This is a genomic window from Clostridium sp. BNL1100 (assembly GCF_000244875.1).
Taxonomy (GTDB): domain Bacteria; phylum Bacillota; class Clostridia; order Acetivibrionales; family DSM-1351; genus Ruminiclostridium.
On sequence record NC_016791.1, the window covers coordinates 4,118,194 to 4,139,502 of the forward strand.

The 21,309-nt window shown below is 35.4% G+C and carries 23 protein-coding genes and 5 tRNA genes; 2 read left to right on the plus strand and 26 right to left on the minus strand.

The window, feature by feature from the left end:
• Window positions 1–5: 5 nt before the first annotated feature.
• The 3 genes from CLO1100_RS17570 to CLO1100_RS17580 all read right to left on the minus strand — a co-directional run bounded on the left by CLO1100_RS17570 (window position 6) and on the right by CLO1100_RS17580 (window position 3,246).
• Window positions 6–869 carry a hypothetical protein gene (locus CLO1100_RS17570; RefSeq protein ID WP_014315119.1) on the minus strand — a complete coding sequence of 288 codons (864 nt, stop codon included), beginning with the start codon at window positions 867–869 and terminating at the stop codon, window positions 6–8.
• On the minus strand, window positions 870–1,406 hold the full coding sequence (locus tag CLO1100_RS17575; protein WP_014315120.1) for a hypothetical protein: 537 nt from the start codon (window positions 1,404–1,406) through the stop codon (window positions 870–872). It abuts the gene before it with no gap.
• A 76-nt stretch (window positions 1,407–1,482) separates the two neighbouring features.
• Complete coding sequence (locus CLO1100_RS17580; RefSeq protein WP_014315121.1) at window positions 1,483–3,246, minus strand: leucine-rich repeat domain-containing protein; 1,764 nt, start codon at window positions 3,244–3,246, stop codon at window positions 1,483–1,485.
• 155 nt (window positions 3,247–3,401) lie between these two features.
• Here CLO1100_RS17580 and CLO1100_RS17585 point away from each other — a divergent pair, with 155 nt between their 5' ends.
• Window positions 3,402–3,734: a YlbF family regulator gene (locus CLO1100_RS17585; protein ID WP_014315122.1), complete on the plus strand. Its 333-nt coding sequence runs from the start codon at window positions 3,402–3,404 to the stop codon at window positions 3,732–3,734.
• A gap of 64 nt (window positions 3,735–3,798) precedes the next feature.
• On the opposite strand, the gene CLO1100_RS17590 is transcribed toward CLO1100_RS17585, so the two are convergent.
• From CLO1100_RS17590 to CLO1100_RS17665, 16 genes are all read right to left on the minus strand, one after another.
• The gene (locus CLO1100_RS17590) at window positions 3,799–4,248 is read right to left on the minus strand and encodes a hypothetical protein (RefSeq protein ID WP_014315123.1); all 450 of its coding nucleotides are present in this window, start codon (window positions 4,246–4,248) and stop codon (window positions 3,799–3,801) included.
• Window positions 4,249–4,424: 176 nt separating this feature from the next.
• Window positions 4,425–4,925, minus strand: a complete 501-nt coding sequence (locus CLO1100_RS17595; RefSeq protein WP_014315124.1) for a hypothetical protein — start codon at window positions 4,923–4,925, stop codon at window positions 4,425–4,427.
• A gap of 62 nt (window positions 4,926–4,987) precedes the next feature.
• Complete coding sequence (locus CLO1100_RS21325) at window positions 4,988–5,317, minus strand: hypothetical protein (RefSeq protein WP_014315125.1); 330 nt, start codon at window positions 5,315–5,317, stop codon at window positions 4,988–4,990.
• Between the two features lie 69 nt (window positions 5,318–5,386).
• Entirely contained in the window at window positions 5,387–5,812 is a 426-nt protein-coding gene (locus CLO1100_RS17605) for a hypothetical protein (RefSeq protein WP_014315126.1), read from the minus strand.
• Window positions 5,813–5,889: 77 nt separating this feature from the next.
• Window positions 5,890–6,261 (minus strand): hypothetical protein, encoded by a 372-nt coding sequence (locus CLO1100_RS17610; protein ID WP_014315127.1) that lies wholly within the window; start codon window positions 6,259–6,261, stop codon window positions 5,890–5,892.
• Window positions 6,262–6,398: 137 nt separating this feature from the next.
• Window positions 6,399–6,806 carry a hemerythrin domain-containing protein gene (locus CLO1100_RS17615; RefSeq protein WP_014315128.1) on the minus strand — a complete coding sequence of 136 codons (408 nt, stop codon included), beginning with the start codon at window positions 6,804–6,806 and terminating at the stop codon, window positions 6,399–6,401.
• Between the two features lie 145 nt (window positions 6,807–6,951).
• The gene (locus CLO1100_RS17620) at window positions 6,952–7,509 is read right to left on the minus strand and encodes a DUF2812 domain-containing protein (protein ID WP_014315129.1); all 558 of its coding nucleotides are present in this window, start codon (window positions 7,507–7,509) and stop codon (window positions 6,952–6,954) included.
• A complete protein-coding gene (locus CLO1100_RS17625; protein ID WP_014315130.1) occupies window positions 7,509–7,835 on the minus strand; it encodes a PadR family transcriptional regulator in 327 nt (108 codons plus the stop codon). The genes CLO1100_RS17620 and CLO1100_RS17625 overlap by 1 nt, the downstream gene beginning before the upstream one ends.
• Window positions 7,836–8,033: 198 nt before the next feature.
• Window positions 8,034–8,519, minus strand: a complete 486-nt coding sequence (locus CLO1100_RS17630; protein ID WP_014315131.1) for a DinB family protein — start codon at window positions 8,517–8,519, stop codon at window positions 8,034–8,036.
• Window positions 8,520–8,871: 352 nt separating this feature from the next.
• Window positions 8,872–9,870, minus strand: coding sequence for an ATP-binding cassette domain-containing protein (locus tag CLO1100_RS17635; protein ID WP_014315132.1), 999 nt, complete (start codon window positions 9,868–9,870; stop codon window positions 8,872–8,874).
• Window positions 9,871–9,893: 23 nt separating this feature from the next.
• Entirely contained in the window at window positions 9,894–10,961 is a 1,068-nt protein-coding gene (locus CLO1100_RS17640) for a hypothetical protein (RefSeq protein ID WP_014315133.1), read from the minus strand.
• 44 nt (window positions 10,962–11,005) lie between these two features.
• A complete protein-coding gene (locus tag CLO1100_RS17645) occupies window positions 11,006–11,806 on the minus strand; it encodes an ABC-2 family transporter protein (RefSeq protein ID WP_014315134.1) in 801 nt (266 codons plus the stop codon).
• Between the two features lies 1 nt (window position 11,807).
• On the minus strand, window positions 11,808–12,566 hold the full coding sequence (locus CLO1100_RS17650; protein ID WP_014315135.1) for an ABC-2 family transporter protein: 759 nt from the start codon (window positions 12,564–12,566) through the stop codon (window positions 11,808–11,810).
• 22 nt (window positions 12,567–12,588) lie between these two features.
• Window positions 12,589–14,127 (minus strand): amino acid adenylation domain-containing protein, encoded by a 1,539-nt coding sequence (locus CLO1100_RS17655; RefSeq protein WP_014315136.1) that lies wholly within the window; start codon window positions 14,125–14,127, stop codon window positions 12,589–12,591.
• A 42-nt stretch (window positions 14,128–14,169) separates the two neighbouring features.
• Window positions 14,170–15,603: a PhpK family radical SAM P-methyltransferase gene (locus CLO1100_RS17660; RefSeq protein ID WP_014315137.1), complete on the minus strand. Its 1,434-nt coding sequence runs from the start codon at window positions 15,601–15,603 to the stop codon at window positions 14,170–14,172.
• Between the two features lie 99 nt (window positions 15,604–15,702).
• Entirely contained in the window at window positions 15,703–15,975 is a 273-nt protein-coding gene (locus CLO1100_RS17665; protein ID WP_014315138.1) for a phosphopantetheine-binding protein, read from the minus strand.
• 541 nt (window positions 15,976–16,516) lie between these two features.
• Here CLO1100_RS17665 and CLO1100_RS17670 point away from each other — a divergent pair.
• On the plus strand, window positions 16,517–17,626 hold the full coding sequence (locus CLO1100_RS17670) for a hypothetical protein (protein WP_148265086.1): 1,110 nt from the start codon (window positions 16,517–16,519) through the stop codon (window positions 17,624–17,626).
• Window positions 17,627–17,757: 131 nt separating this feature from the next.
• On the opposite strand, the gene hcp is transcribed toward CLO1100_RS17670, so the two are convergent.
• The 7 genes from hcp to hslO all read right to left on the minus strand — a co-directional run bounded on the left by hcp (window position 17,758) and on the right by hslO (window position 21,238).
• Window positions 17,758–19,461: a hydroxylamine reductase gene (gene hcp / locus CLO1100_RS17675; RefSeq protein WP_014315140.1), complete on the minus strand. Its 1,704-nt coding sequence runs from the start codon at window positions 19,459–19,461 to the stop codon at window positions 17,758–17,760.
• 265 nt (window positions 19,462–19,726) lie between these two features.
• Window positions 19,727–19,801 (minus strand) — tRNA-Cys (locus CLO1100_RS17680).
• A 44-nt stretch (window positions 19,802–19,845) separates the two neighbouring features.
• Window positions 19,846–19,920: transfer RNA gene (locus CLO1100_RS17685), tRNA-Gly, on the minus strand.
• A gap of 39 nt (window positions 19,921–19,959) precedes the next feature.
• Window positions 19,960–20,035, minus strand: a tRNA-Phe gene (locus CLO1100_RS17690).
• A 4-nt stretch (window positions 20,036–20,039) separates the two neighbouring features.
• Window positions 20,040–20,116: transfer RNA gene (locus tag CLO1100_RS17695), tRNA-Asp, on the minus strand.
• 22 nt (window positions 20,117–20,138) lie between these two features.
• Window positions 20,139–20,214, minus strand: a tRNA-Val gene (locus CLO1100_RS17700).
• Between the two features lie 148 nt (window positions 20,215–20,362).
• A complete protein-coding gene (gene hslO, locus CLO1100_RS17705; protein WP_014315141.1) occupies window positions 20,363–21,238 on the minus strand; it encodes an Hsp33 family molecular chaperone HslO in 876 nt (291 codons plus the stop codon).
• Window positions 21,239–21,309: the final 71 nt, after the last annotated feature.

A 21,309-nucleotide genomic window follows, 5' to 3' on the forward strand; every position in this document is an offset into this window, starting at 1 on the left:
TTAACTTATTTAGTGTAAACCAGATCTTCTATTTCTCCACCCAACTTTTTAATTATTGCTCTCATCTGATTAAAGATAGCAGCATCAATTTTATCGATATTTTTTAGAACATAACCCCTTAATAACGGAATTGCCCTACCATCCCCATAATCACCAAGTATTTCTACTATGAGATTGAGGTTTGAAACTGAACGGAAGGCGTTTTTCATGAAATAGAAAACCTCGTCGGATTTGTACTTATTTTCATTGCAAATTTCAGCAACACATACCAAAAAGTGTTCCTTTGACGTCTGATCCTGTGTAGTGTCAAAGGCATTTATCACATCGTCCAGAATGCTTACACCATATGCAACTATTGCAGCACAAATTGCTTCTGAAATCATTTCATACTGTTTGTTTTCAATTAACAAATTAATGAGCTTTTGCTTATACTCTTCCTCTTGGAGGCATCCAATTGCATACACTGATTGAGAAACAGCAGGGTAAAAATCATCCTGATTCTTATCCTTAGATGAAAGTGAATTATCTACATAGTCGAATAACCTGTCAGAAGCAGCTTTCCCACCATAAGATTTAAACCTTTCAATCAGAATATCAGGAACTCCGACATCTGAAGCATTTGCAATGCTCAAGAAAAATTCAAACAATTCATCCAAAGAGGACAGTGAATTTATAAATTCTCCCGGTGTTATTCCATCCAGCTCCTGTAAACCCGTTACAAGCCATTTTCCTTCTATATCTGCAATCAACGCTTCTTCGTCTATTTTTATTTCGCTGTTTTCAGCAGCGGCTTTTTCTTCAAGGTATTGATTAAAACCCTCTTCTATTGCCTTATTGTAGCTATTTGAAATAATCAAATTTTTATCCATTTAAAAAAACCTTCTATTCCTTTTTGGTTTTGGCTTCCTTGGCTGTAACCCAAGCATCTTTCTTACATATTCAGTAATGTCAAACTTCTTGTAGCCTGCAAAATAACCTAAAAACGAAATCAATATAACTGTGAACCATGCCACAATATAACCTGCTACTGAATAATGTATGGATTTTTCAATAAATAGCATTGGTGCGGCAAGTCCCTTAATAAGATTAGCCTTTAGTACCGGGAAATTAACTCCCTCAATTGAAAAATTAAGAAACGATATTATTATCTGAATAATTGCAAAGGGTATTACGGCAAAAATTCCGTATATTAATCCGTCGTAATACTTTACAGAACCATGCCGACGCTTGTCCACACCTGTTAAATGATGAAGTTCCGCATAAATAAACGCAATCATTATTACAAATACAAAAACTGAAAACAAGCTCAGTCTTTTATAAAACCCTAGAAAAAATATGTAGAAAATAAGCATGGAAATTAAATATGATTTTATAACTGCCCAGCTTCCGTATAAATACTTTTTCATAATTCTCCTTTCAAAACCACAAATAAATCAGCTTCAATATTATATCATTATGACAAAACAAAGTAACTATTTCAAGTTAAAAATCACATTCAATCAGGCCTTTTTTTATTGTTTGAAGCTTAGTATAGTTTGTCAATTTATTGCCCTTAAGATACAGTATATTTAAATTTTTTAGCTTTGCTACAGGTGAATAATCAGTTATGATATTTTCCCTGATATAAAGCTCTGTAAGATTAGTCAACCCTGCTAAAGCACTTATATTAGAAACCTTATTCCCATTTATCGAAAGTACTTCCAGCTTTGTCAGCCCTTTAAGCGGAGAAATATCTTTTATACTGTTTTTATACAAATAAAGTACTCTAAGGTTTTTTAACGAAACCAAAGAAGAAACACTTGTAAGCTTTGTATTGCTTAAATCCAGGTACTCCAGATTTGTAAGCAGCTTTAAATCATTTAAGGTCTTGTACCCTGTCGGAATCTTTAATCTGTACACTTTCGCCAAATCCAACTTATATAACGTGCCGGAAGGTTTGGATATTTTTGTTCTTACAGCTTTTTCAACAACTTTATCTGTAAAGGTTACTTTTGTCTGTGATACCGGAGCTGTTGCCGGAAGGGATTTAATAATTGTATCCCAAACATCAAGACCATAAGTCTTTGCAGTTTTATCAGTATAGTCAGGAACATTCGAAAGGCTCCACAGGGATATTCCGCCTATGCCGTACTGTTTTGAAATATCTATCTTAGCCTTTACGCTTCTGCTGTTTTCATAAAGACAAATGTTTTGTGTATTATTGCTTGTATTGAAATATTGCATAACAGGACTTTCAAGTTCATTATTATAACCATATGTAATCGACTTACCATTGCCGTCCTTATTTATAATCCTGTCATATAGCATCTTATACGTCGGAGGGGGAAGAACTTCCAAGCTCAAAGCCTTTTTCCCCACCTTTTTCCATGTAGAGCCCTTTGGAACCTGAAATCTCCATTGTGCAGCATCAAAGCTTATCTGAAGCATTATTTTATTCAAATTAGTCTTACTGACGTATTTTTTCACATCCTCCATTACACGCTGAATTTCTTTTATAGGAGCAAGACTGTCTATCGGATTTAGGCTATCATAGCCGGAATACTGCATCACCTGTTCTTTTGTGAGTTTTGTCAAAGGCTCATAGTCATGGGCCATTATTATCATTCTGTCAGCTATCTGAGATATTGTAGAATAATCGTATCCGGAATAATAACGTAAAGGATTAACTGCAACATACAATTTTTTATTTATTTGAGTGAGCTTTGGTTTAAGTTCTTTCAGGAATTGGTTAAAGAAGCTGCTCATTTTCTGCCCGTTGAGCCCTTCTATGTCAATAACAACTCCGTCAAAATAAATATTGCTCCCATGTGATATATCTCTTTTCATTAAATCTACTATGGATTGAATGGCTTTATCCCTCTGCTCCTTGTAAGGAAGGAATTTTTCAGCGTTTGCACTATCAGAGAAAATTCCCATTTGAATTGACTTGTTCTTACTTTTTGCGTATTTAAGAACCTCAATATAATCATTGGGATAATAAAAATCAGTATTTCCATTCTTTCCATAGGTAGTATTTATACCGTCTGTCAGGTCACCGTATAGTCTGCCCCACAAAAAGCTGGCAGAGTCAATAGAATCTATGTATTTTTTTAAATTATCGGAAAAAGTTGCCCTTGCAGGATAAAAAGCATGTAGTTCCAGCTTTTTTACGGCTGCAGCCTGTGCCGCAGGTGCTATCGGCCAAACAAAACCAAAAGCCATAGCCAGTATAAGTATAACGCAGATAAGTGTTCTATATATTTTCATTTTTCTGTTACCACCTCTTTTAATTATATACTGATTCTATCACATCAGGCTTAGTCCATATGTTAAAAATTAGTTACAGAGCAAAGAACAAATACATGCCTGTCATCATACAATACACTATGCAATCAAAAGCCGTTTATAAAGGAGTGTTTGCAATGAATATAGGTGATAAGGCAAAAGAACTTACAAATGCAGTAATGGGTACAAAGGAATATACAGAGCTTAAACAGGCTAAATCCGTTATTGATAAAAATAAGGAATTACGTTCTAAAATTGAGGATTTCAAGAAAAAAGAGGATGCCTTATACAAAGGTAAGCTTTCCTCCAGTGAAGCCCAAAAAAGAGCAACAGAGTTGAACAAAATCTTTGAAAATCTGAATAGTATACCTGAGGTTAACAGGTTTGTTAATGCAGAGAAGTCCTTCAATGATATGCTTCAAAAAGTTTATAGACAAGTCAACGATACTCTTGAAGCATCCTTAAAATAATTAATTTTTTTTAATTCCGCTAAAAAGCCGGATTTCATTTTCCGGCCTTTTTAGCTTTTAATTATTATACTGCATTATGAACAAAGGAAACTATCGATGCTACCGGTATATCAGTTACCGAACCTACTGTATAAACAGGTAAAGAGTCCCAACCGCCTGCAGTTGCAGCTCCGTTTATACTTGCCGGTAAAACTGGTCCCATGCCATATGCTCCGGCTGAATATCCTCCGGAACAGCCGCATGATCCGCCGCCCATACCAGCTCCACCGCCGTGACCATATCCTGTATTAAATCCGGTACATGCATTACCTAATGAACATCCCGGTGGTGGACCAATTCTAGTTATCAGTCTTACAAAGACAGGGTTTACAGCTAATAAAACTCCGGTAAAACCAGAGCCGGATTGACCACCGCTGCTTGTGAAAATTGTTACGGTCTGACCTATATGACTTGCAAGCAGTGCGTCCCAATTACCTACTAGCGATGCTCCAGCAAATCCACATCCTTCTCCCATTTGAAAAACTCCTTTCAAGATACATTTATCGAGTAACCACTCTAGTTCATATTATGTTGACACTATACATAATGTTACTTTTATATAATTTAATCCTTTAAAAAGCTCCCAAAAATATAGAGACTGGTAAAAACCCAGTCTCAAAAAAATTGTAGCCATTCATCCTATTCCATTTCTTAAACTGCATTATGGACAAAGGAAACTATTGATGCTACAGGTATATCTGTTACTGAACCCACAGTATATACCGGAATCGAATCCCAGCCTCCCGCTGTTACAGCACCGCTTACACTCCCCGGAACTATCGGACCCGACATTCCGGTACCAAAAGCGCCGTAGCCGGAACCGCCCCAATTTCCTGAACCGTAACCACCGCCGCAACCACCTCCGCAACTTCCTCCGCAACTTCCTCCGTAGCCTTCTCCTACTGAAAAGTTCGAACAAGAATTCCCAAGCGAACATCCCGGAGGAGGGCCTATTCTGGTGAGAAGTCTTACAAATACAGAATTAACAGTCATTAGTACACCTGTGAAACCTGATCCGGACTCGCCGCCGCTGCTTGTAAAAATGGTTACAGTCTGACCTATATATTTTGCGAGCAAAGCTTCCCAGTTCACAACGGGTGAACACGCTGCTGCCTTTGTCACTCCACGTTCAAATTCAAATTCTTCTGACATTCCACTTCCTCCTTAAATACTTAAATCTAATTTATCTTATGTGAACTTAAGAATAAATGTGACTAATTGAAATTAAAAACAACAACCTGGCGGTGTCCCGTCAGGTTGTTGTTTTTAACTAAATCAGGCTCAATAACCGTAGTTATTGTAACCATAATCGTTATATCCTTCGTAATTGTTGCCATAGCCAAAGCCGTAGTCATTATCTCTGCCAAAGCCGAAATTCCCATAATTACCGAAAGGGGAACCATAGTTATTTCCACAGCACAGGTTTCCATATCCACCGAATGACCCGAATCCGCCGAAACCCATGTTTCCGTAGAGTCCAAACGGGGATCCATAATTATAACCGCTGTAAAGTGAATAAAGATAGGGCTGCATGGATCCTCCATAGAGTCCTCCGTAAAAAGGTAAATATCTTGTATCCGCAGTACTCACCTCCTAGCGAAAATTGCTTTTTATTAAACTGCATTGTGTACAAAAGAAACAATTGCTGCAATAGGTATATCAACTACAGAACCAACAGTATAAACGGGCAGATTGCTCCAGCCGCCTGCATTAACAGCTCCAACCTGTCCTGCCGGGCCACCCGCTCCATAACCTGAACAACATCCTGAGCCAAAGCCTGCTCCGAATCCTCCACCATAGCCTCCCTGTGAAAATCCACTGCATGAATTACCCAGAGAACATCCGGGAGGTGGGCCAATTCTGGATATTAATCTTACAAAAACAGGATTTACCGTTAGAATTACTCCTGTAAAACCTGAACCTGACTGACCACCGCTACTTGTAAAAATTGTTACTGTCTCTCCAACATAGTTTGCAAGTAAGGCACCCCAATTTGCTACATGGGATATACCTCCGCCACATCCACAACCATCTGACATAGTACGCTATCTCCTTTCATTATTCTATACTCTACTTTATGTCTACCAATTAACCTGTGTTACTTTTGAAATATCTTTTAGTCTTGTGTATCCTTGGATATTTCTATCCTGACTTTTTCGTAAGGTTCTTCGTCCCTGCCTTTTGATTGTGAAAAAACATGGATATCCATACATGTGTTTTGCATGTTTTCATAACCGGTACCATCATTTGATATCACATCATAGTTTGTTATATTATGGAAATTGAATGGTATTATGTTGCCGGAATCATCCATATAGTTGATTTCCAGTTTTTCAATCTTTGAATCCACAGGACTGGTCCAATACGGCTTAAAACCAACTCCTATAATTCTTCCGTTAATACCATGGGAAGGTATATTCAGCCTGCACCCTTGCCTGGCAAGATTCAAGAGTGCAAACTTTAGATTTTCGATCCGTTTATAATTCATTAACGTCACTTCCGTAAACCTACCACCAATAATCAGCTACTACATCTTATGTTTACTGGGCTGTTTAGGTTACATAAATTATTTACCAGGTCAGAGAATGTCGATATTCTCCCTAATTTTTGAAATGAAAAGGTATGCTATATCTGTTGGTATAGATTAGAATTTTCTTTTGCTATTCTTTGTTCAAGAAGGGCAAAAATTCTTTGTGATTCACTTACAAACAAATCTATGTCATTAGTTATTTTAGTTCTTGTATTAAACCGATCTTTATACGCCATAAATTCTGTACTTATAGTTCCCATTTCATCTATGTAAGCCTGCGCTGTTGTCCGCACTTCAGAATTACTGCTTTTAAGGAGCTGCGGATACATGTACTGGTCTTCTGTACTAAGGTGAACTTTAAGTTTACCGGCAAGATTGCTTATTTTTGATGAAATCTCAAGAGCCTCTTTGGCAATATCCTTATCACTTATATAGAATTTAATATCTGATAGAATTTCAGCAATCTCCTCATGCTGTCTTTTTAAGGTTTCTAAATATAACATTATTCGTCCCTCCTGCAATTTTATATTCCTTATATACCCCATGTTATAGCTCTATAACATACTACACTGTAGTATAAACAAAAAAACCTACAAAACACTTAAATTCTGTAGGTTTTTGATGCATCCCTCTAAAAATTATCTTTTGTTACTCATGAAGTTGTTTTTCCTTCTTTAACTTGCTAACCTTCCTTAAATACCCTATTACCAACCAAGTAAGGCATACACCGAATATTCCATTAACACAAACCAGAGGGGAAATATAAGTCAGATAGCTGCTGTTATATTTAAGAATTGAAACTATTCCGTTAACAATATTAACTAAAAATACAAACAGGTTTAATAATCCTATTGTACCCAAAAAGGTACTTACCCTACTATAATGATTAATCTTTGACTCTATATCTGAATATATGTCAAAGGGACCTTCTGATGATTTCTTTCGCAGAAAAATCCAGCGATAGTATGTAGCGACACATTCAATACCACTTTCCTCTAAAAACCTTATATATGCCACACTTTCAGCGTGGGAGGGGGTATGCTCCAGAAGTTCAAGTCTGTAAATATAATCATTGTTCGGTGTTTCAGTAAAAACGTACCTGCACCATGAGTAATCTGTTAATGCCATTCCCTTGGATGACATTTCATTAAGCCATTTTTCCTCTTTTTCAAAATCCCAATATGCTTTCCATACAACATGTTTCATTAAAACTCCCCCCCTGTAATCTTCTTGCCGTTTTCAACTAACTCTTCCAATCTAACTATCTCGCCACTGATAATCTCTTTACCCAAGTCAGTTATTTCATATTCCTTTTTCCTTGAGTCCTTTTCTACACTAATAGATTTAATCCAATTTTTATCTAACAATGTATTAATTGCTCCATACAAAGTACCTGCTCCTAGATTAACTCTTTGCTTGCTTAAATCCTTTACATTTTGCATTATCCCATATCCATGCAGCGGTCTATACAGTGAGAGGAGAATATAAAATACGGCTTCTGTTAAAGCACCTCGTTCTTGACTTTCAGGCATCTAAATCACTCCTTGCTTTGGCAATTCTATCGGCGACTGTTATATCGTCTCCCGTTATATCTGATTACATTATATCGGCTTCCGTTACATATGTCAATAATTTGGTAAAAAAAAGAAGCTTAAATGTAATTTTCTAAAAAGTTACATTCAGACTTCCTTAATGCTGCTATTTTCCCTGTAGCATAACAAATTTAATTATTATTTGGGAAAAGCTGATTTAAACAGTTCAATATTTCTATCAATTAGCTTTTTGTGAAAGTCAACATGCTCTATATATTGATTAAGTGCCTCTTCCAAATTCACTTTGCCTTTCTTATCATGTATATAGGCATACTTGGTCCAATCAGAATCAATAATTGTTTTTAGATGGTTTACCATGTAGCTTCTCACTAATTTCATTAGCTCCATAGACATTTTTAGATCTGAAAGCTGGTAGTCTAAATTTCTTGTCCAGATTTGATCAAATGAAAGGACAGGAGTATCAGGTTGTGCAATTGCCTTCCTATAACGATGGAAATTGGCAATATCAACCTCCATGCAATGAATTATCTGCTCCTTTATAGACCAAGCATCTTCTAATGGCCTATATAGTATAAGCTCATCAGATAGTTCAAGTACATAATCAAAATCATGTGATAGAAGTTCAAATTGTTGTAAAAGACTGATCTTTTCCTCTTTTGTCATTTCACCAGTTCCTCACTTTTTTTGGAATGTAAACTATTTTTATATATAATTGTAATATTTTACAATATTACCGTCAAATAATAGGTTCATTTCCATAGGCATATATCGGCACTTAATGGCTATCCTTAACATAAAAATATTAGGCGGATGTGGAAAAACACCCGCCTAATATTTTTATGTTTTTATTGAAAATTAAACTGATAAATTACCTACCATGTAGCTCCCCCCTTTTCAAAATAATTATTGTTTCCGGAACAATATATATGTACTTCGAAGTACCACAAATTAAACACTTGCCTTGATATAAAACATGTTCGTCATTCTATGTTTATCCAAACTACGACTTCCTTTTTCATTGATCAATCAAAATCTTTGAGTCATTATTCAGGTAGATATCGTGAATTATATCTTCTATTGCTTTTTCCTTTATTTCAATATCCGCTATTTCAGCAATCTTTGATATTTCAAAGAGCAAATGACCGGCTGAGGATACGGTTTTATCAACAACAAAGCTCCATTTTAATCCGTTTAATTCAGGCACACCCTTTACGCCGGGAATATCAAATTCATTTACCGGCGACAGAAGGTTTACCGTTACGACGCTTGTTTTATTATAGCTATCTCTAAGATTAGTCATAGGACAATCAACAACGATGACTCCCTTATCAATTAAAATAATCCTCTCACAAATTTCTTCTATATCCTTCATATCATGAGAAGTGAGAATTACTGTGGTTTTGTACTCTCGGTTAAGCTTCAGAATAAACTCACGTATTTGACGTTTCGCCACGATATCCAAGCCTATCGTAGGTTCATCAAGAAAAAGCAATTCCGGATTGTGCAATATGGAAGCAGCAATTTCCGCCCGCATACGCTGTCCGAGACTGAGTTGGCGAACAGGCTGGTTCCATATACTTTCAAGATCAAGGTACTCCTTGAAAAGATCCAGATTTTTTTCATAAACACTATCCTGAATCCTATATATCTTCTTCAAAAGCTTAAAAGTATCATTTATGGGTAAATCCCACCACAGCTGACTTCGTTGTCCAAATACAACACCTATATGATAAGCATTTTGTTTTCTCTTTTTAAAAGGGTCATTCCCCATAACGGTTATATTCCCTGATGTAGGAGCAAGAATTCCACTAAGCATTTTTATGGTAGTAGACTTTCCTGCTCCGTTAGGGCCCACAAATCCCACAAGACTGCCTTTTGAGATTGAAAAATTAATATCTTTAACAGCATTTATCATCTCAAACTTTCTGGAAAACATAAATTTTAAAATGCCACCTTCACGCTTTGCTATTTTATAATCACGAGTCAATCCTTTAACATTTATAAGTTGTTCCATATATATTCCTCCCGTAACCGATATCATGAAAAGTCTTCAGTAGTGTATTGATAATACTTCAATTCAATCAGCAATTCGTTCAGGAACTGTTTAAAGAGTTCTTTGCTGTCCATTATCATATTACTTACCCTGTCTCTGGAGGTCATTGCAAGCTCTTTATTTGGGGATATAGTTACTTTCGTAAATAAGTTTAATGCAGTCTGAAGAGTTGTAACTATATTTTGAATTTTACCTTGGAGTAAATCTTGTTTGCGTAAAATGTATTTATTATCAATTAAATATTTTAGACGCCTTAGCCATAATGTTGACATATCCTTAATAAGTCCAAGGGGTCTGAATCTGTTAAATTCAATATCTTTAATTTGCTTTGCAATCAAATCAAAGCTATCTGCACCAAAGAAAAAATCTCCCTTTTCTTTAATGCTAATTGAATTAAAATTGAAATTAATATTTTCGCCTGCCATATTCCTAAATATATTTTCACATGACATGAATTGTTCAATCGAATGTATCAGTTCAGCTATACTGACAACAAAAGTATATTCCTCTCTATACCTCAATAACATGACATTTGAATTTTTACGGAATCCTTCAAATTCGTGAACTCCGTAGAACCCATTATGCATTTCCTCATATGAGCAAACATAGCATCCGAATTTACCTCCGGGCATATCCTTATAAGGGAAAAAATCGCCCAGATAGAACTCTCTTTTTTCACTGTCATAACCATAAACAATCAGATTGTGTGTCTCAGCATTATACCCCTTATAAGCATTCATATCCTGTCTGTTTACTGCTATATAAATATAAAAATCATTATTTAAAGCGAATTCAAGGTATTCAACAATATCATACTTCATATTGTCAATATAATCATAAGTTACTCCTGATATAGTAAGAAACGGGCAATTAAAAAACTCGGTGGTTCTTGCAAACCCATCCAATACCAAGGATTTAGCTATATAAATGTTAACCATATTGTTTACCATCCAAGGAGTTGCTTGTGGATAGCTATCTAGAATTGCCATTAAATATGTGTCCGCCGGTAAGTGAGATATATCCGGCTTCGTAAATGGTAATATTTTATTCATCTTTATCCTCTTTCTTTTTGAACTCAGTTTTCAATTCCCGTAAATTAACTGCCACTGCCTGAATAACGCCTCAACCCTCGGTTAAAAACAAGTATGGACAGCCCAAAAATCATAACCCCTATAAGTGGTGACAATAATCCTATTATTAAATCCGAACATGTCTGGACTTTCATTAATATTATAAGACTTGGATAGTAATTGATAATGGCATAGGGCAGTACAAAAGTTAATATAAATCCTATATACTGCGGAAATATTGTTAGCGGATATTGAATCATGGAGCGTATGTCATAATACAAAGTCATAGACAGAGAATCTGTCCGTAACAGCCAGAAGCTTAAACTTCCCAGAATAATCATAGCACCTGCCTGAAAGAAAATACCTCCGATTATGGCAAAAACCAAATAAATATATGAAAAAAATGTCATCCTATAATTGATTTTATATATTGCAAGAATCATAAATATTATTGTTACAAGAATTTGTCCGAGAAATGTATCTCCAAAGCGGCGACACATCATTTGCTTTATAACTCCCATTGGTCGTATGAGATAGCTGTCGAGGTTTCCCGAAGTTATCTCATTTTCAAGATGGTACACTGTATACCAAAAAAATATGCCTGCGATTGCGTAGGTTACTACATTTAAGCCGTATAACAATGTCATTTCTTCAAAACTCCAGCCTTCAATACTATTGAACCGCTGTACTAATGCCCAAAACGTTATATAGGAAATAAAGTATCTGTAAAAATTTACGGTCAGGCCAGTAAAAAAACTTATGCGATATTCCATTCTAGACTTTAAAAATATCTTTACATAACTGCCATATATACTTAAAAACTCCATATTACCCTCCCTGTACAACCGCTTTCCTTAATGCCATCTTATATACGATAAAATTGAGAACGATAAAAACGCAAATCCATGCAAGCAGGATTAAGTAATTTATAAGAATGCTATTTCCTTGTACCTTTGCAAACAAAAGCTCTAGGGGAAAAGAATATAAAAATCTAAACGGTAAAACTGTTGCTATAGATTTCAGAAAGCCGGGCAGAATAGCAATGGGTAAAAAAGATCCGGCAAAGAGTCTTATTGTATCTTCTATTAATAATTTCAGTGGCCAGATCTCAATTATTGCAAATGCCAGAAAACCAATCAAGGCATAAATCAGCACCAATAATATATGACCTAATATTAATGCTAAAAGAACCAATAAAATATTACTGTATACACCGCGATAAAGCAGCGGTATGAAAATAATTGCTACAGGCAGACCCTGGACAATGAATTTTGAGACGGTTTTTGCCAGTTCCGTTTGCCACGACATGGCAAAGATATTTATCGGCCTCAGCAGGTCAATAACAAACGCACCGGAGGATACTTTACCTCCTATACTATCCGATATACCCGGAGTATAAATCATTGCTATAATATTTGACATTATCGTATACCGGATCATATATTGGATCATCTCTGTATTTTCTTTGTACAAGGATTTCCACAGCAGTATATTAATATAAATTACCAGTATGGAGCCTAAGCAAGAAAAAAACATAGAATAACGGTATACAAAAGAATTCTTTAAAGAAATATAAAATAAATACATGTTTTATTCTTCCTCTATTTAATTATGGTATTACATATTCTGCCTTCAGTTTAGCCATATCAATTTTCCCATTATCAGTAAGTTCAAAATTATCTTTTTGTATTAAAGTTGTTGGCAGCATATATTGAGGGAGACTTAGCCTTAAATCGTTAAGTATCCTCTGTTTTATTTGTGTAACGTCAATGAACTTTTCGGATGTTTTATAAAAAGCAATAATTATGTCCGCATTTATCTTATTCTTCGCAACCAAAACTGCGGACATTTCTATATACTGTAACCTGTTTAGTTGATTCCTTATCTCGCCCAATTCAACCCTGTTTCCATTTATTTTGACAAACTGGTCGTCTCTACCCAGATATACCAGCTCACCGTTTACATATTTAGCCTTATCCCCTGTTTTATAAAGAACCGGCGACTCATCCAAGTGATTCTGTAAAAAGGCTTCTCTGGTTTGCTCAGGTAGGTTTAAATAACCTTTTCCTACACATATACCCGAAATATATATTTCTCCTTCTACATCATTTGCAGTTATAACACGTTTATTGGAATCTAATAAATAAACCCTCACATTGTCAACAGGCTCACCCAAGGACACATATTCGTCGCCATATGATATATCAAATTCTTTTGCTGTAACACAAATAGACGTCTCTGTTGGCCCGTAAAAATTGTATAGTTTACACTCCGGCAGTACCTTCACAAATTTCTTAATACAAGTGGGAGTCAATTCCTCACCACTACTTACTACTCTACGCAGTGAGCTTAGTGAAATATTTGGCATACTGCTGATTTTTTCAATAAAAATACTAAGAAGTGAAGGAACAAATTGGACTACTGAAACTTTCTTTTGTATAATCAAGCTGGTTATAAATGATATATTTTTATATGAAGTATCCTTGGTAACAATTAATCTGGCTCCTGAAACCAAGGGCAGAAAAATCTCCCATAAGGATATATCAAAGCCAATAGGTGCTTTAAACAAGCAACATTGCTCCTCATCCATCTGAAAGTAATTTTTTTGCCACATTATTCGGTTAGAGAATCCGGCCTGATGAATCAATACCCCTTTGGGAGAGCCACTTGAGCCGGATGTATACAATAAATAAGCCAAATCATCCTCAGTACCTTGATACTTCGGAAAATCGACAACTTCAGATTCCTCAGCCGGTAAAGAAATTATTTTGACATTGCTTTGGAAAGGGTTTGCATTCGGCTCATCTGTTAATACAAAACTAATTTTTGCATCATCAACAATAAATTGAACCCTTTTTTCTGGATACTCCCGTGAAATTGGAACGTACACTCCTCCCAGTTTTAAAATTGCCAATAATGCATAAATGTAGTAATCGGATTTTTTTGCAAATAACCCGATAAAGTCCCCTTTTCTTGCACCATTTAAATATAGTTGGCAGGCTACCTGGTTAGCTTTATTATTTATGTCAGAGTATGTAAACTGCAGGTCATTAAACTCCAGACAAACTCGTTCTGGAAATGCCTGTACAGCGTTTTCAAACATATCTACAACCGTAGTAAAACCTTTTTGTGCTGGAGACGTTAGCATTGACAATTCCCACTTTCCATCTATGTCTATAATATTACACTATTATTTTTTTCTCAGATTCTTACCCAACCTGACTTCGTTACCTATATTTTTCAAAATTGATTTAACTTCGTCCAATTCAAACCCCTGTGCCAGCATTTCAAATACATGATGAGTCTGTATCGTTTTAATCGTTGAATTTGTAATACGTTTAGGGAACTCATTACACAATTCTTCTGCCTTACTGTAATCCATTGTAGCATGGGACCATTGGTAATTATTTCCAACAAGGTTATAGGCTTCCTTTTGTTTTGAAATTGGTGTAGTAATGTCGTAATACCAAGGTACAACAGCATAGAAGTCAGGAGCAGCGTTATTTATGAAATTAATTGTATCGTTCACGCTTTCCTCAGTCTCTCCCGGAAAGCCCACAAAGAAGAATCCCATTGTAGCAATACCATGTTTTTTTAGAATTGATATTCCTCTGGTCAGATCCTCGACAGTGGTTTTTTTGTTCATCCTGTTAAGCATCTCCTGATTACCGGATTCCAACCCCAATATTACAGCGACACATCCTGTTTCCTTCATCAGCTGTGCCAGTTCATCAGTAATAAACTGACAGCGTACATATGAAAACCATTTAAAGTTATATTGATTTCTTTTCATCATAAGCAACATATCTTTAAACCGCTCTGTTGGTACATTGAGATTATCATCAATAAAATGTACAATCTGCGTCTTTCCCATTTCATAGATCTGGTTTAATTCCTGCTCCACGTTATCAATTGTTCTGATTTGATGTTTTCCGCTATGAATTGGATAAGCACAGAAAGTACAGGAGTATGGACATGATATGGACGCTCTGATTGGAACTATCTTTAAATTTTGATCACCAAACAGCTTCCAATCCAAATTACAATCTTCTAAAGATTCATATTCAGTTTCGTTTTCATTCTTAATAAACTGGTTACCACTACGGAAAGTGATATTTTTTATATCTGATAATTCCCTTTTGCCATTTAATGCCTCAAGGATTTCTATAAGCTTGTCTGCACCTGCATAAGAATTGAAATATATATCCGCACCAATTTTTTTATAAAGGAGCTGCAGTTCTCTCAGTGTAAACTGTTTGGTTTTTGCAACAATAAAAGGACCTCCAACAAATATAGTAGCCGAAGGTTTATACTTTTTAACAAATGCTGCTATTTTTTCAAGAGATTCAAAATCAGTAATATGCGTAGTTGAAATACCAACATACTTGTAATCATTAGTTGTTAATTTTTCTTTGAGTTCATCTTTAAAATCTTCAAATGAAGACAGGTAATCACATGTGTATCCGTTTCTTATAAGTTTTGTACCCAAATGTGCCAAAGCACCCGGGAATGAAACATTTAATTCAACCTCTTTTTCATCATATACTCTTCCTATTCTTTCCAACTCTTTAGATACGTTGGAGCCTGTAAAGCTGATTAACAGAACATCATACATCTTATCCATTGTCACACCCACCCCTAACTTATTTTTAACTGTCTGGAAAAAGGCCATTCCCTTATCAGTGTCTTTTATTTTGGTATTATATTTTGTAGTTGAAACTACTTATATTTGCGCCCGGGATTTTACATAGGATATAAAGTCCTCTAGAGTTTTAAATGAAGATATAGCTAACATTTCATCATCAAATATAAAATTAAATGTCGTCTCCAGAGATGCACATATTTTAATAAAACTCATTGAGTCAATATTGATACTGCTTAAATCAAGGTCAGGTCTTATATCGCTGTAAAGCATATCTAAATTTGCTTCAATTGCCTTCTTGACCTCATTCTCTACAACATCCAATTTCTCATTTTTTTCAATTTGTTCATTCATTATATCTCCCCCTATTATCAATTTTAAAAAATATATTTATAATTCAGCTCAGATTCTTTACCGGATATTCTTTTTATACAATATAAGTAAAGAATCGCTTCCATTTTACTAGTCAATATTCCATAACTTCCAAAATCCTACATAATGTAACTAATAACATTCTACACAAAAGAACAATTACTACCTTATTTTTTTATATTATACATATTATTTCTATTTGTCAATATTTTACCAGAATATGCAATTATTTGGTACTATCTTGCCATGACATACCGAATACCTCAATTATGGTATTTACTATTTTATGTACTTTTTGTAAACTGTTGACATTATAAAATGGTTTGGATTATAATTAGGGCAAATTTGTTTTTTACCATTAGGAATTAATATTACGCCTTACCATTCCGGCTTGAATTTGTAAATAACCTCAACTACCGTTATCAATTTCAAATTCATCCAGGTATCTGATTGCTCGTAGGGTAATCCTCGGAACACCGAAGTATCGGATTTTAAAAGATTGAGAATGGAGATGAAATGACAGGTGGAAATTGATGATTTGCCAAGGTTTAAAAAATATAGTTCTTCTAATAAAGAATTAAATGTTAAATTACAAAAAGAAATCACTACCTACCTAAATTACAGCTTGCCGTTATGCGCAATTCTTTGGGATAGAAAAAAGGAAAATTGGGCTTATGAGCATTTTACACAGCTCTATTGTATGAAGGATAAAAGTGGTTACTTATGGCTTGACTATCTGGAAGAGCTTCTATTTCCCCAAGATGTTTCCAACTACATATTTATCCCTTCAGATGATTTAAAAAATGTAAATGATATTATTTTCTTCATAAAGGAAAAAGTAAGCCTCGGCAATTGTCTGATGATTTTTTTAGATAAATATTATATCAGCAATTCAAGAAATTACCTAAAAAAACATGATATATTTCAAGCTTTTATATATGGGTACGATGATGTGTCAAATGAGCTCCTGGGAATCGGATTTCTGGATAATAACACATTTGATTATTTGCGTTATTCTTATTCAGATGTGTTAGAAGCTTACACTTCATGTAGAAACGAATATGAGTCCTCTCCATTATGGGTCCGGTTATATGCGTGCGTTCTTATAAAAGTAAAAAACTTAGGTGAAGAACATAAGTGCAATTTTACTAAAATAATATCCGATATGAAAAATTATGTATCCTCCATTGGATGTGAATCCGACTTAAGATATGAAATAAAAATATGCCGAGGAACAAATGCTACATATGGAATAAATGTAATTAATGAAGTCATTGATCATTTGAAGCGATTATTAGATGATACTTGGACTATAGATTATCGACAAATACATTTACTATATGAACATAAAAGGCTCATGAAAAAACGAATTGAGTTCCTTGGTCAAATATATGGTTTCAAGGATGAAAAATTTTGTAAGTCCCTATCAATATATACAAGTATAGAAAAAAGCTTTGAAACCGCTAAAGCAATTTATATGAAAAGCATTTTGGCTCAAACCAATTACAAAAGCATTTATGGTTGTCTCAAAGACACTGATACCATTAAAAAGATTATAAGTATATATGAAAACGAAATACCCCGAGAAGGGGAAATATTAAACTATATTATATATCGCTGTACAAACGGGTAATAGTAGGTTAATCAAATAAACACATTATTACATACAAATATAAAGAAAAAGCATTGACTTTAACAGCCAGTCAATACTTTTCTTTACATGTCTATTATTACCTAATTCTGAGGAATTTTAAATCCTTCATATTATGCTAAGAACATTTTAATATCTTCATCTACAGTTCCTATTCCTGCTATTCCAAAATTCTCTACTAATACTTTAGCTACATTTGGTGATAAGAAGGCCGGAAGTGTTGGCCCCAGGTGAATATTCTTAACTCCAAGATATAATAAGGATAATAATACTATTACAGCCTTTTGCTCATACCATGCAATATTATAGGATATTGGAAGCTTATTAACATCATCCAATCCAAATACTTCTTGAAGCTTTAATGCAATTACAACTAATGAGTATGAATCATTACATTGCCCGGCGTCAAGTACTCTTGGAATTCCACCAATATCTCCAAGATTCAATTTATTATATTTATATTTTGCGCAACCAGCAGTTAATATAACTGTATCCTTTGGAAGCTTTTCTGCAAATTCAGTATAGTAGTTTCTTGATTTAGCTCTGCCATCGCAGCCAGCCATTACAAAGAATCTCTTTATAGCCCCCGTCTTAACAGCATCTACTACCTTGTCAGCCAAAGCTAATACTTGGTTGTGAGCAAAGCCTCCTATGATTTCTCCCTTTTCAATTTCAGTTGGCGCCTTACACTTTTTAGCCATAGCAATTAATTCTGAGAAATCCTTATTTCCATTTTCATCTGCAACAATGTGTTTGCAGCCTGGTACACCAGTTGCTCCTGTTGTAAATAATCTATTCTTATATGAATCCTTCGGAGGAACAATACAGTTTGTAGTCATTAGAACTACTCCGTTGAATTTTTCAAATTCTTCTCCTTGCTTCCACCATGCATTACCGTAATTTCCTGCAAAGTGTGAATATTTCTTAAAAGCCGGATAATATTGTCCTGCCAGCATTTCACTGTGCGTATAAACATCTACTCCTGTTCCTTCTGTTTGCTCTAATAACATTTGAAGGTCTCTTAAATCATGTCCGGAAATTAATATTCCGGGGTTATTTCTAACTCCAATATTAACTTTTGTAATCTCAGGATTTCCATAAGTTTCTGTGTTTGCTTTATCAAGTAATGCCATTGCAGAAACTCCATATTTTCCTGCTTCTAATGCAAGCGCCACTAAATCCTCTGCAGATAATGAATTATCTAATGTTGCAGCCAAAGCTTTCGCCATAAATCCATGAACCTCTATATCATTGTATCCTAAGTTCATAGCGTGCTTCATATATGCTGATAAACCTTTCAGTCCATAGATTATAAGCTCTCTTAAGCTCCTTACATCTTCATTTTCAGTCGCCAATACTCCTACTTTTTCAGCTTTTGCATCAAATTCACTTACATTATTAGCTGACCATACTGCTGCATCTGGAATAACTATTTCATTTGATGCCATTCCAAATAATTTTTTAAAGAAATTGCTTATACCTTTAGTTTCTCCTATTTGTCCGCCGGCCTTTACAACCTTACTTTTTAAATCTTCTCTTAAATTCAAAGTTTCCTTAACTCTTTCTATAAGTGCTTCTCTATCAAAGTTAGCATTTGTAATTGTTGAGAATAAGCTTTCAGTAATATATTTGTCTACATTGCCATCAACTACACCAACTTTTCTTCCTTCATTGCTTACTACTGCTAAGCCTTTAGTTACAAAAACTAATAAGTCCTGAGCTTTTGCTACGTCCGCAGTTTTACCGCAGACACCATTTACAGTACACCCCTTACCACCCGCAGCTTCTTGACATTGATAACAAAACATATTTGACATAACATCCTCCTTATAATAACGTTCATTTATTCATATATAATATTTATAATTTTTTATTACTGCTTGCATTTTTCCATGAGTTAATTATATTAGTTTACAAAGATAAATTCGGTATCTGAGGATACAAAAAGTAGACCTTTTTGGAGAAATGTGTTCTTCAACAAAAGATATGGCGGGTAATGGTGATGGCATACATTGATTTTAATTGTGAAAAGTTATTGTGAATAAAAAAATAAAAAGCCCTTTTATCAAGGACTTTTTAATTTGGAGGCGCCACCCAGATTTGAACTGGGGAATAAAGGTTTTGCAGACCTCTGCCTTACCACTTGGCTATGGCGCCATCAATATTGAGACAGACCACGTAAGCAATCTGCCTCATTTGTTTGGAGCGGGTTACGAGATTTGAACTCGCGACTTTCACCTTGGCAAGGTGACACTCTACCGCTGAGTTAAACCCGCATGTTAAACTGAAAAGCTTTTTGACTTATCAATTTAATTTGGTGCCCAGAGCCGGAATCGAACCAGCGACACGGGGATTTTCAGTCCCCTGCTCTACCGACTGAGCTATCTGGGCAAATTGGCGACCCGGAACGGGCTCGAACCGTCGACCTCCAGCGTGACAGGCTGGCATTCTAACCAACTGAACTACCGGGCCAATTTGTATCTCTCACGGAAAATGGTGGGAACTATAGGGCTCGAACCTATGACCCTCTGCTTGTAAGGCAGATGCTCTCCCAGCTGAGCTAAGCTCCCAAGGTTATTTCCGTGAGCGACAATTGATAGTATACATTGCTTGCTTATTAAAGTCAACAAGTTTTTTGTCTTTTTTTTAAAAATATTTTAAATACACTTTAAAATACTCTATAAAGCTTAAAATATCAAGCTTTTATTAATTATATCATTAAACATTTTCCTTTATAATATCCTCAATGTCCTGATGAGAAAAATTGTATTTTGTATTGCAGAAATGGCATTGCAGCTCAGCACCTTTGCCATCTTCAAGTATCTCAAGCAAATCATTTTTACCGATACTTATTAGATTTCTCTCCATTCTTTCTCTTGAACAATTACACTTGAAACTACAAGGAACTGTTTCAACTATCTTGGGGTCCATGCCTTCTAAAAGCATATTCAATATCTCCTCAGGGGTTGTCCCTTCCGATATGAGTTTTGAAATAGGAGGAAAACCTATAAGGCGTTTTTCCAAGGCTGCAACTGTTTCTTCCTCTGCCCCGGGCATCATTTGTATTATAAATCCCCCTGAACTCGTTACTCCTGAAGAATCAATTAAAACGCCTAATGCTACCGTAGAAGGTACTTGTTCAGATGTTGCGAAGTAATATGTCAGGTCATCGGCTATTTCTCCTGAAACAAGCTGTGAAAGGCCAACATAAGGTTCCTTAAGACCCATATCCTTTATAACGTTAATATAACCTTCGCCCATTGCAGTTCTTATATCAAGCTTACCTCGTTCGTTAAGTGGAAGATAAACATTTGGATTATGCACATAACCTCTGACATTTGCCTTGGAATCAGATGCTACAACTACTCCTCCCAACGGCCCGTCCCCTTTTATCTGTATGGTAAGCTTATCTTTTTCCCCTTTAAGCATCCTGGACATCATGCCCGCCGCTGTCAGTGTCCTCCCTAAAGCAGCTGTTGCTATGGGGGACAGTCCGTGTATATCAGAAGCCTGTCCAACCATTTCGGTAGTCATGGCCGCAAAAGCTCTCACCGTTCCCTGGGCAGCAGTTACCCTTACTATATAATCACCCATATATCCTCCGTACTCTGTAGCTGTATTGTTACAGATTCCATAATATTTATTAAATGTGTGAACATAAATGG